Consider the following 11,799-nt stretch of genomic DNA (forward strand, 5'->3'; position numbering starts at 1 on the left):
GCCCCAGCCCGCGCAGGCACAGGCACAGCAGGCCCAGCCGGGGCAGTCGGCGTTCGGCCCGGTACAGGTGGCGTCCCCGCCCGCGTCCCCGCCTGCGGGCCCGCCGCAGTTCCAGGCGTTCGCGCCGGTCCCGTCGGCGGGCGAGTCGAACGGCGGCGCCGTTGACGAGTCCGGCCGGCCGTACCAGCCGTTGAAGGACGTTTCCCAGACCCGGCGCTGCTTCAGGCAGCCGGACGGTCGCTGGTGGCTGCGCATCGACGTGACGGCCGAGCAGCTCGCGGGCGGCGAGTGCGCGCTGCCGACGGGGTTCGCGTCGTACCTGAACCTGTCGCCGGGCGAGAGCAGGACGGTCAGGAGCGCCGCCGGCGAGCTGACGATGACCTGGCACGGCAGGCCGGTGCTCGAGTCGATCGAGCGTCTCCTGGTCGACGTGGGGGCGCGCGAGGGCGGCCACCTGTTCCTGACGTTGTCGGACGAGGGCGTGCTCAGGGCCAGGCACCTGCCGGTCGCCGCCCAGGGCGCGGAGAAGATCACGAAGGCGCTGCGCCTGGTCGGGTACACCGCTCCTGGAGGCACCCGGGACCAGGCGGCCAGGGTGATCGCCACCAGGATCGGGATGACGGGCCCGGTCAGCCTGCCCGACCTGCTCGCCAGGCTCCGCGAGCGCGGGGACCGCGACCTGCTCGCCCTGCTGGACTGAGCCGGTGCCGCGGCTCGCGATCGGCCCTGAGTTTCCCAGGGAGCTCAGCGCACTGGCCCCGCCGGTGCGCAGGGATGCCGTGGTCGCGCTGCGCCGGTTCCTGCTCAGCCTGGCCGGCGCTCCGCATCCGCAGCGGGTGCGGGGCGCCAGGGACGCCAAGGTCGCGACGCTGCGCCTGGCCGAGGGGCATCGCGGGGTTGTGGTGCGGCAGCGGGACGTGTACTGGCTGCGTACGGTGCTGCCCGACCCGGAGGCCTGGTCGTACGCGCAGCGCCACAGGTTCGGCGTCAACCCGGTGCTCGGCGTGATCGAGGAGTGGGACGCCGAGGCGCTCGAACGGGTCGAGCCCGCGTTACGCAGGTCCGTACGGTCGTCGTCCGGACTGTTCGCCCCCATCTGCGACGGCGATCTGCTCGCGCTGGGCCTGGACGTGCACGCGCTGCCGCTGTTCAGGCTGCTCTCGACCGAGGCCGACGTGGCGGCGCTGGAGCCTCTCCTGCCGCCGACCCAGCACGCCCCGCTCGCGGTGCTCGCCCGCGGCGGCACGCTGGCGGAGGCGTGGCGGGAGCTGGACTCCTGGCGCGCGTCGAGCGAGGACCAGGGCCCGGTCGACCCCGACGATCTGTACGCGGCGCTGCTGCGCAGCCCGGACCGGGCGGTGTTCGTGGCCGGCAAGGTGGAGCTCGACCGGGTGTTGCGGGCGCCCGACTGGTGCACGTTCCTGCATCCGCCGCAGCACCGGCTGGCCAGGGCGGCGCGCTACGAGCAGCCGGTGCTGGTGGTGGGCGGAGCGGGCACGGGCAAGACCGTCGTCGCCCTGCACAGGGCCGCTCATCTGGCCGCGCACGGCGCGGGACCGGTGCTGCTCGTGACGTTTTCGCAGGGGCTTGCCGAGGAACTGTCTGCGAAACTCGACCTTCTGATCGATGATGAGGTGGTGCGCAAGCGGGTCGAGGTGGACAACGCCGATCGGCTGGCCATGCGGATCGTGACCGATGCGGAGGGCCGGCGACCGGCGCTGGTGGGGCAGGGGGCGCGTTCGCTGGCCGAGCTGACCGACGAGGCGCTCAGGTGGTTGTCCCGATCGACGGGCGATCTGCTCGACGACGTCGATCCCGGGCACAAGCCGTACCGGCACATCGTGGTGGACGAGGCGCAGGACGTCTCCCCGGCCCAGTGGCGGCTGCTGCGGGCGGCGGCGCCGCACGCGCGCGACGACCTGTTCGTGGTCGGCGACCCGCACCAGCGGATCACCGACACGCGGGTGGCGCTGGGCGCGGTCGGCATCGCGGCCGTCCAGCACACGCTCAGGCTCTCCTACCGCCTGCCGCAGGAGCTGCTGTCGTTCGTGGTCAGGCTGCGCGGGGGCGGTCTCGCGACCGGGCTGGTCAAGGGCGCCACCGACATGTACGGCCTGCGCGCGGCGCGCAACGGCGCCCGCCCGGTGGTCAGGGCGTACGCCACGCGTGAGGCGGAGCTGGAGGGGCTGCGGGCCGTGGTCGAGTCGTGGCTGTCGGACGGCGTTCCCGCGGCCGAGATCGGGGTCGGCGCCCGCGACGCCCGGCACGTCCGGGCGGCCCGGCGGGCGTTGTCGGGCCTGCACGTGCGCGCCTCGGCCTTCCCGCACATGAAGGGGCTCGAGTTCGAGCGGGTGGCGCTCATCGGCGTGGCGGAGGGTGTGGTGCCCGAGCCGCCGCCGGAAGAACCGCACGCGAGGGCTCGTGCGCTGCAGCGTGAACGGAGCATACTGTTCGTCGCCTGCACCCGTGCCCGATCGATGCTCTATATCTCCCATTCCGGACGAGGGAGCCCCTTTTTGTCCCTCTGATCACATAGTCTGAACTGCGGATATAACGTCCCATTGCCGGTTGGACCTCAATGAACCTCAGCCTGAGCGACCTCGCGCCACCACTGCGCTGGACCTCCCCTGGTCAGATTGCGCCGATCGTGGAGGAGCCGCAGCTGCCCGAGGCCTGGTGGCAGGCGATCCCACTCGACCGTGCCTGCGCCATCGCCGGCACGCAGACCGTGGCGGGCCACCTGGCCGGTCTCGCCGTGGCCTGCTGGGGTCATCTGATGCTCGGCGACATCCTTCCGCTGCTGCGGTTCTCCGACCCCGCCGAGGCCGAGCGCACGCCGGAGACCCTGGGCAGGGACGTGGTGCAGAAGTTGTTCACCGGCGTGTTCGAGCGGCTGCTCGAACCGCTTCCCGAGGCCGTGCCTGCGCCGTCCAGGACGGACAAGCCGCTGCCCGAGTTCATCGACGACCTGTTCGGGTCGCTCGACGACCGGCAGCGGGCCATCGCCCGCGACCGCCTGTACGCCACGCAGCGGGCCACGCTCGACGAGCTGGCGCAGCGCTTCTCGGTGACGCGGGAGCGGATCAGGCAGATCGAGCGTGACCTGCGCGAGCACGTGGAGGCCTGGCTCGGCAAGCCGGAGGCCGCCGCGCTGGCCGCGCACGTGTCGTGGCTGCGCGGCCGGCTGGGCTCGGCCGTGCCCGCCGACGACCTGCAGGCCGCGGTCCCGTGGCACGTCACGGAGCTGCGCAGCCTGGGCATCCCCGCGTGGCGGTTCGTACGCACGCTGCTCACCGGCTACGAGCAGTCCGACGGCTGGCTCGTGGCGGGCGGGGCCGACGACCTGAGGGAGAAGACCCGCCAGCTGTTCGCCGACGGGCCGCACCCGCTCAGCGAGGCCGTCGCCATGGTCGCCCAGCTCGGCGTACGGGAGGACGTCGCCGAGCGGTGGATCCTCGGCGTGCCGCAGCTGCGGGTGCTCGGCACGCACGTCGTGCCGTGGCCGCGCAGCATCAACGAGAAGGCCGAGGCGGTGCTGACGGTCGCCGGCACGCCGCTGTCACCCGAGGACATCCAGGAGCGCATCGGCGAGGACTACAGCCTGGTCGGCATCCGCAACCAGCTCACCGCCGACGACCGGTTCCGCCGGGTCGACCGCAACAAGTACGGCCTGACCCGCTGGGGCGGCGACGAATACCTGGGGATCAGGGAGATGATCGCCAGGGAGATCGAACGGGCCGGCGGCGAGGCGTCGGTGAGCACGATCGTGACGAACCTGACCTCGCGCTACGAGGTGAGCGAGAGCTCCGTGCGGGCCTACTCCGGCGGGCCGGGGTTCGAGCGCACGCAGCGGGGGTGGATCCGGGTGGCGGGCACCTCGCCGAGCGGGGAGGCGGAGCCGTACCAGCCGCGCAAGGACGTGTCGGAGACGCGGCGCAGCTTCCGCTCGCGCGACGGGCGCTGGTGGCACCGGGTGGACATCAACGCCGAGCACCTGCGCGGCTCCGGATCGCCGCTGCCGACCGGGTTCGCGGCCTACCTCGGGATGGCGCCCGGCGGGTCGCTGACCGCCTCCACGCCGACCGGCGACGTGGTGATCAGCTGGCACAACCAGCCCACCATGGGGTCGATCCGCAACGTGCTGGCCGACTTCAAGGCGAGCGAGGGCGACCACGTGTTCCTGACCGTGTCGGACGGCGGCGAGCTGCTGACGCGGCACATGCCGGCCGCTCCGCCGGGGATGTCGCCGCTCAACCGGGCCCTCTACCTCATAGGGATCACCGCGCCGGTCAACTCGGAGATCGAGGGGTTGCGGCTGATCGGGGCCAGGATCGGGGCGTCCGACCTCGCCACGCGCGACGAGATCCTGAACCGGCTGCGCGAGCGCGGCGACAGGGACATTCTCGGTTTCCTGGGCGGATGACGCTCGGGCTAAGCTCGGGAGATGTTGCGGATCTACGACACGCGCACCCGGCAGGTCGAGGAGATCGACGCCGGGCGGGCGGTGCGGATGTACACGTGCGGGCCGACGGTCTACCGTCACGCGCACGTGGGCAACCTGCGCACCTACCTGATGTCCGACCTGATCAGACGGGTTCTGGAGCTGCGGCGGGTGCGTGTGCTGGTCTGCCAGAACATCACCGACGTCGGTCATCTCGACGACGACGCCGACGAGGGCGAGGACAAGGTCCTCGCGCGGGCGCGGGCGCAGGGCCGTTCAGCGGGCGAGCTGGCCCGCTTCTACGAGGACGCCTTCCGGCGTGACACCGCCGCGCTCGGCCTGCGGCCTCCCGAGCACATGCCGCGCGCGAGCGAGCACATCGACCAGATGATCGAGCTGATCGCCAAGCTGATCGAGAAGGGGCACGCGTACGCGGTGCCGGACGGGTCGGTCTTCTTCGACGTAAGGACATTTCCTACCTACGGTGAAATTTCAGGAAACCGGCTGGACGCGCTCAAGCCCGCCCACCGCATCGACGCCGTCGATCCCCGCAAACGCTTCCACGCCGACTGGGCCCTGTGGAAGCCCGCCACGGGCGAGCTGAGCTGGGACGCCCCGTGGGGACGCGGTTTCCCTGGCTGGCACGTGGAGTGCTCGGCCATGTCGCTGCGCCATCTCGGGTCGCGCTTCGAGATTCACACGGGCGGCATCGACCTGCGGTTCCCGCACCACGAGGACGAGCGGGCGCAGTCCGACGCGGCCGCCGGGCACGAGGTCGTACGGCACTGGGTGCACGGTGAGCACCTGCTGTTCGACGGGCGCAAGATGGCCAAGTCCACCGGCAACGTGGTGCTGCTGTCCGACGTGGTCGACGCCGGTCTCGACCCGCTCGCCCTGCGCATGGCCTTCATGGAGCACCGCTACCGCCAGCAGGTCAACCTGACCTGGGAGACGTTGCGGGCGGCCGACCGCACGCTGCGCCGGTGGCGTTCACGGGTGGCCGAGTGGTCGGAGTCGGTCAGCGCGCCCATGCCCCTCGATCACGTGGCGCGGGTCGAGGCGGCCATCGAGGACGACCTCGACACGCCGGCGGCGCTGAGAGTCCTGTGGGAGCTGGAGCGGGACGAGTCGGTGGCGCCGGGGGCGAAGCTGGAGGCGTTCCTGCACCTGGACCAGGTGCTGGCGCTGGACCTGCCGACCGAGATCGGCAAGACGCGGGTGCTGCCGCCCGGGGCCGGGGAGTTGCTGGAGGAACGCGCCCGTGCCCGCGAGGCGAAGGACTGGACGGCCTCCGACCGGCTCAGGGACGAACTCGCCGAGATGGGGGTCCGCGTGGCCGACACCCCGGAGGGCCAGACCTGGGCCTGATCCCTCCGGGCGGTCCGTTGCGACGGTCCAAGGAGTGATCTTGGGCTGTCAGACTTGATGCCAGTTTCGGCATGATGGAGGTATTCGGTGAGGCCCTATGCGTGGATGCCGTGGCCTTTGCGGTGGTTCGCTCGGGTGTTGACCGTTCTGCTCGCGCTGGCGCTGGTGCTGGCGGGGGTGATCATCGTCACGGTGCGGACGTCGTTCCCTCAGATGGACGGGTCGCTGAGGTTGCCTGGTTTATCCACAAATGTGGAGATTTTTCGCGATAAATCAGGAATCCCGCACATCTACGCTGACACTGCTGCCGACCTGTTCATGGCCCAGGGGTTCGTGCACGCCCAGGACCGTTTCTTCGAGATGGACCTCCGGCGCCACATGACCGCCGGGCGTCTGTCGGAGCTCTTCGGCGCCGCCACACTCAAAACGGACAAGGCGCTCAGGACCATGGGCTGGCGCAGGGTCGCCGAACAGGAGCTCGGCGGGCTGACCAAGGACACGCGGGACAACCTCAACGCGTACGCCAAGGGTGTCAACACCTGGCTCGCCGCCAACCCCAACGCCTCCGACCGCAGCATCGAATACTCCGTGCTGAAGCTCCAGAACGGTCCGTACCAGCCGGAGAAGTGGACCGCGGCCGACTCCGTCGCCTGGCTCAAGGCCATGGCGTGGGACCTGCGCTCCAACGTGGAGAGCGAGATCGACCGGTCGCTCGCGCTCACCAAGCTGCCCAGGGCGCGGGTCGACCAGCTCTATCCCGACTACCCGTACGACCGCCACTCCCCGATCGTCACGCAGGGCGCCCTCGCCAAGGGACGTTTCGACCAGGAGGCGGAGCCACGGCGGCGGGCCGGGCGGCTGCTCATCCAGGCGGCCGAGGCCCTCGACGCCGTGCCCAGCACGATGAGCACCGAGGACCGCGAGGGCGTCGGGTCGAACTCGTGGGTGGTCTCCGGCACGAACACGACCGGCGGAAAGCCGCTGCTGGCCAACGACCCGCACCTGGCCCCGCAGATGCCGTCGGTCTGGTATCAGGCGGGGCTGCACTGCAGGAAGCTCTCGGAGCGGTGCCCGTACGACGTGACGGGGTTCACCTTCTCCGGCGTGCCCGGCGTGATCATCGGGCACACGGACAAGATCGCGTGGGGCTTCACCAATCTCGGGCCTGACGTGGCCGACCTCTTCCTTGAGCAGGTGGAGGGCGACACGTACCTGTACCGGGGCGAGCGCGTGAAGCTGGAGACGAGGAAGGAGCAGATCAAGGTGGCCGGCGGCGACCCGGTCACGATCACGGTCAGGAGCACGCGGCACGGGCCGCTGATCAACGAGGTGATCGAGACCGCCAGGCCCAGCGGCGAGGCCAACGCGGTGGCCCTGCAGTGGACGGCGCTGACGCCGGGGCGGACGGCCGACGCCGTCTTCGAGCTCAACAGGGCGAGCGACTGGGAGCAGTTCAAGGCGGCGGCGGCGCTGTTCGAGGTTCCCGCCCAGAACCTGATTTATGCCGATACGGCAGGCAAGATCGGCTACCAGGCGCCCGGACGCATCCCCATACGCGAGAACGGCGACGGCACCTGGCCGGTCCCCGGATGGACGGGTGAGTACGACTGGAAGCCGGAGCCGATCCCGTTCGACCGCCTGCCGTCCGTGGAGGACCCGGCCGACGGGTTCATCGTCACAGCCAACAACGCCGTCATCGACCCCGCACGCTACCGACCCCTGCTCACCAAGGACTGGGCGTACGGCTACCGCTCCCAGCGCATCCGCGACCTCATCGAGGAGGCGCTCGCGAAGGGCCCGATCGACGCGGCGGCCATGGCGCGCATCCAACAGGACACCTACAACGGCTTCGCCGAGACGCTCGTCCCGGCGCTGATGCAGGTGGATCTGGCGGGGCCCAGCGGCCAGGCCAGGCAGTTGCTGAAGACGTGGGACAGGCGGGAGGACCTCGGCTCCGCGGCGGCCGCGTACTTCAACGCCGTGTGGCGTCAGGTGCTCGTACTGACCTTCAACGACGACCTGCCCGAGCAGGCCAGGCCGGCCGGCGGCGACCGCTGGTACGAGGTCGTCAGGCGGCTGCTCGTCACCCCCGGCGACCCCTTCTGGGACGACGTCACCACCAAGAACCGCAAGGAGACCCGCGACGACATCCTGCGCCAGGCGATGGCCTCGGCGCACCAGGAACTGGCCGACCGTCTCGGTGACGACGTCACGGCGTGGCGCTGGGGAGACCTGCACCGGCTGGACCTGGTCCACGACTCGCTCGGGACCTCGGGCATCGCGCCGGTGGAGGCGCTGTTCAACCGCGGGCCGCTGCCGGTGCCCGGCGGCAAGGACGCGGTGAACGCCACGGGGTGGAACGTCCAGAGCGGGTACGAGGTCACCGCCGTACCGTCGATGCGCATGATCGTCGACATGTCCGACCTGGACAAGTCGCGGTGGATCAACCTGACCGGCGCCTCGGGGCACGCCTTCCACGACAACTACGTGGATCAGGCGGAGGCGTGGGCGCGTGGAGAGTTGATGCCGATGCTCTCCACGCCGGAGTCGGTCAGGAAGGCGGCCGTGCACACGCTCCGGCTCACTCCCTGACACGTACGCCACGTACACGTGAAGTCACTTGACGGAACGAACGTTTACAACGTCTGTCAACCACCGCTTCCACGTTTTCGCCACCGGAGGGGAGCGCGCGGGTAACCACCGTCTTCCAGTCCGGCGGAGCGCTCGAAAACGTTGTACGAGGCGCGGTCCCCGCACACGATCGCGGAGAAGAGCATGGCGAGCAGATAGAGCGGCACCATGGGCAGCCCCGCGCACCACGCCCACTGCGTGGCGTGCCGGTCCTCGTGCATGACGAGCCGGACGTGCAGCGAGTCTCTGCCGGTCAGGACCACGTTGCCGATGGTGAACGCGCTCGCGGCGGGGAAACGGTAGCGGTAGCCGAAGGCGAGGATGAGGCCGTTGGGGCCGGGCTGCCTGGTGGCGCCGCCGATGACCGCAACGAGCACGCCGAGCGGTGTGGCGAGATTCAGGCAGTTCGTCACGCGCCGGAACCGGAAGCGCTTGTCCATGCGTCTCAGTCTTGACCGATCTTGACAAGTCGGAATAATGGCCAGGGTCCTGAAATCTCCCACAAGAGCAGGATTATGAAACTCTCCATCCTGGGCGCGCTGCTCGGCACCGTCGCACTGGCAGGAGCCGGCGGAGCCGCGATCTCCCAGACGTCAGCGACCGAACCTCTATCCACTGGCAGCCCACTAGGCGCGAGGGTCGCGTTAACCGACGGCCCGAGCGAGACTCCAGTCCCTTCGGAAAGTCCCACGACCGGGGAGTACACCGCCAAGACCAAGGTGGTCAAGAAGAGAGGCGTCTCCTATCTGGACGTCTCCATCGCCCATGAAGGGCCCGCGCTCTTCACCGTCAAGCAGCGGGTGTGCCGGCGGGGGTCGTGCAAGACCACGACCGCGGACGTCCCGGTCGTCGACGGCGCGGCCGAGGCCACGAAGAAGCTCGGCCGGGGCACGTACAAGAAGCGTGGCAAGCCCCGGGTCGAGGTGACGCCCATCCCCCTGCCGACCGTGACGGAACGGGTCACAGTGACCGTCACCGAGCCCGGCCCGACGGTCACGTTCACCTGCCGGCCGGGTGACCCGCCGACGGAGACCCCGCCGCCGACCGACGTGCCGACGGACACACCTCCGCCCACCGACGTACCGACGGACACACCTCCGCCGGACGAGACCGCTCCCCCGCCTCCCACGGAAACCGCCACCGAGACACCCACGGAGCCCCCGACGGAGCCCCCGACGGAGACGGTGACCCCGACGGACACCGCGCCGCCGACGGACGGCGTGCCGCCTTCGGCGAGCCCCACGGAGGAGATCCCGACCTGTCCACCGGCCTCGCTGCCGCCGACCGACGTACCGCCCACCGAGGCACCGACGGACACGCCTCCGCCCACGGACGCACCCACGGACACGCCCCCGACGGACACCGGCGCCCCGCCGCCGCCTTCGGAGAGTGCTCCCGCCCAGTGACGCGGGATCGGACCCAGTGATCGGGCCAGGCCGTGTGCCTGGTCCGACTCATGGGCCGCGCAAGCCGCTTACGGCAGGTCAAGGTTGTGGTAGCGGCCCTCGTGGTAGAGCAGCGGCGCCTCCTCCGAGGGCGTGCTCAGCGCCCTCACCCCACCCACCACGATCGAGTGGTCGCCGGCGTCGTGCACCGCCGTGGTGACGCACTCCACCGTCGCGATCGCCCTGTCGAACAACGCCACCCCCGTCTCGCCCCGGTGGTGCGGCCACCGTGCGAGCTGCCCGTTCAGCGGTCGCCCGCGGTGGGCGAAGAAGCGTGAGGCGTCCTCCATCGAGGCCGGCAACACCGACACCCCCCACACCCCGGTCTCCAGCACCGCTTCATGGAACCGGGCCACCTTCTCGGCGCAGAAGAGCACGAGCAGCGGTTCGAGGGAGACGGAGGTGAAGGAGTTGATCGTCATCGCGTGGTCGACGCCGTCGCGGCGGGTCGTGACGATCGCGACTCCGGTGGTGAAGCGGCCGACGACCTTGCGATGGGTTGCGGGGTCCACGTGCCGCTCGATGAAATGCACGAAAGATACTTTATGCCGCTACATGGGATTATTCGGAGAGTACCCTCGCAACAACCAGGAACCCCCTGACGAGGGCGACAGCAGGTAGGCCGCCACGAGGGCCAGCAGACCACCGTACAGATAGATGTAGCCCGGAGCGCCCCGCGCGATCACCAGGTCACCCGCGCCCAGCTCCAGCGTGAACGGCATCGTCACCAGCAGCCACCCGACCGCCGTCGCGACCGCCCCGAGCCGGGCGCGCATCAGCCGGCCCGCCCCCAGGCTCACCCCGAACAACGCCAGCACCCAGACCAGCGCCGCCATCGGCACCCCGTCCAGCTGCCACGCCGGATGAGTGAAGCCGCCGACGACCGCCATCACGACCCCGAGCACGAACAACATGCCGTACGCCGCCCCGCCCAGCGCCGACTCGGCCTGGCTGCGATGTTCCATAGCGACTGAGGTTAGTGGATGCCTGCGAAGAGATCGTTCTCGCGGTTGTACGGCTCGCCGAGCCCTCCGGCCTCCACGGGCGGCCCCGGCACCGGCGGGCCCGGCGACCCGATCGCCAGGGTGTAGTGCTCGACCCCCGCGATCTCCTGGCCGATGTTGTTGGACAGCGCGAACCACGGCTCCGCCACGGTGATCTGCGTGGCGTGGGCCCGCATGGCCTCGATCTTGTTGCCGATCCAGGGACGCGCGTCGATCTCGGTGGTGATGTCCTGGTCCGCGCAGCCGAAGGCCATGTCCTCGACGTCCTCCACGAGGAAGCCGACCCCGGCCTCGCGCAGCGCCTCCGAGCTGCGGCGCAGCACGGACCTGGCGACGGCGGTGTGGTAGGACTTCGCGATCCGCCACGGCGTGCCCGTGCCGAAGCCGGGGTCCGCGGCCAGCTCGAACGCCCTCCGCGAGACGCGGTGCGCCTGGATGTGGTCGGGGTGGCCGTAGAAGCCGTTCTCGTCGTACGTCACCAGCACCTGAGGGCGTACTTCGCGGATGACCTTGACCAGCTCGCCCGCGGCCTCGTCGAGGTCCGCCTGCCAGAAGGCCTTCGGGTGGTCGTTGGAGGCCACGCCCATCATGCCCGAGTCGCGCCAGCGCCCCGGCGCGCCGAGGAAGCGGTGGTCCTCGACCCCCAGCGCCTTGCAGGCGGCGTCGAGCTCGCCGATCCGGTACGGCCCCAGCGCGTCGTCCCTGTCGGCCGCCAGATGGGCGAGGTCACCGGGAATGATCTCGCCTTCCTCGCCGAGCGTGCAGGTCACCAGCGTGACGTGGGCGCCCTCGGCGACGTATTTCGCCATGGTCGCCCCGGTGCCGATCGACTCGTCGTCCGGATGGGCGTGCACGAGCAGGAGCCGTCGATCAGTCATAGCCCTGAGCGTAACAATCATGCGTCCCTGGC

At 70.5% G+C, this 11,799-nt stretch carries 9 protein-coding genes and 1 pseudogene; 6 read left to right on the forward strand and 4 right to left on the reverse strand.

The window, feature by feature from the left end:
* The 5 genes and pseudogenes from GUY59_RS21405 to GUY59_RS21425 form a co-directional block, all read left to right on the forward strand.
* A pseudogene (locus GUY59_RS21405) lies at positions 1-700 on the forward strand (hypothetical protein); the annotation flags it as partial.
* Positions 701-704: 4 nt separating this feature from the next.
* Positions 705-2,528 (forward strand): UvrD-helicase domain-containing protein, encoded by a 1,824-nt coding sequence (locus GUY59_RS21410; RefSeq protein ID WP_138208210.1) that lies wholly within the window; start codon positions 705-707, stop codon positions 2,526-2,528.
* A gap of 50 nt (positions 2,529-2,578) precedes the next feature.
* A complete protein-coding gene (locus GUY59_RS21415) occupies positions 2,579-4,423 on the forward strand; it encodes a sigma factor-like helix-turn-helix DNA-binding protein (protein WP_138208209.1) in 1,845 nt (614 codons plus the stop codon).
* Between the two features lie 21 nt (positions 4,424-4,444).
* Positions 4,445-5,809, forward strand: a complete 1,365-nt coding sequence (gene cysS, locus GUY59_RS21420) for a cysteine--tRNA ligase (protein WP_138208208.1) — start codon at positions 4,445-4,447, stop codon at positions 5,807-5,809.
* A gap of 105 nt (positions 5,810-5,914) precedes the next feature.
* Entirely contained in the window at positions 5,915-8,401 is a 2,487-nt protein-coding gene (locus tag GUY59_RS21425) for a penicillin acylase family protein (RefSeq protein ID WP_138208207.1), read from the forward strand.
* 56 nt (positions 8,402-8,457) lie between these two features.
* Here the strand turns inward: GUY59_RS21425 and GUY59_RS21430 are convergent, their stop codons facing one another.
* Positions 8,458-8,880 carry a hypothetical protein gene (locus tag GUY59_RS21430; protein WP_138208206.1) on the reverse strand — a complete coding sequence of 141 codons (423 nt, stop codon included), beginning with the start codon at positions 8,878-8,880 and terminating at the stop codon, positions 8,458-8,460.
* A 75-nt stretch (positions 8,881-8,955) separates the two neighbouring features.
* Here GUY59_RS21430 and GUY59_RS21435 point away from each other — a divergent pair, with 75 nt between their 5' ends.
* On the forward strand, positions 8,956-9,846 hold the full coding sequence (locus GUY59_RS21435; protein WP_161714643.1) for a hypothetical protein: 891 nt from the start codon (positions 8,956-8,958) through the stop codon (positions 9,844-9,846).
* A 68-nt stretch (positions 9,847-9,914) separates the two neighbouring features.
* Here GUY59_RS21435 and GUY59_RS21440 read toward each other — a convergent pair whose 3' ends face one another.
* The 3 genes from GUY59_RS21440 to mshB are packed head-to-tail and all read right to left on the reverse strand — an operon-like array spanning position 9,915 to position 11,767.
* On the reverse strand, positions 9,915-10,418 hold the full coding sequence (locus GUY59_RS21440; protein ID WP_252375033.1) for a flavin reductase family protein: 504 nt from the start codon (positions 10,416-10,418) through the stop codon (positions 9,915-9,917).
* 18 nt (positions 10,419-10,436) lie between these two features.
* Positions 10,437-10,850 (reverse strand): DUF6113 family protein, encoded by a 414-nt coding sequence (locus GUY59_RS21445; RefSeq protein WP_138202348.1) that lies wholly within the window; start codon positions 10,848-10,850, stop codon positions 10,437-10,439.
* Between the two features lie 11 nt (positions 10,851-10,861).
* A complete protein-coding gene (gene mshB, locus GUY59_RS21450) occupies positions 10,862-11,767 on the reverse strand; it encodes an N-acetyl-1-D-myo-inositol-2-amino-2-deoxy-alpha-D-glucopyranoside deacetylase (RefSeq protein WP_138202347.1) in 906 nt (301 codons plus the stop codon).
* Positions 11,768-11,799 lie beyond the last annotated feature (32 nt).

This window comes from Nonomuraea sp. K271, from assembly GCF_009908215.1.
Lineage (GTDB): Bacteria > Actinomycetota > Actinomycetes > Streptosporangiales > Streptosporangiaceae > Nonomuraea > Nonomuraea longispora.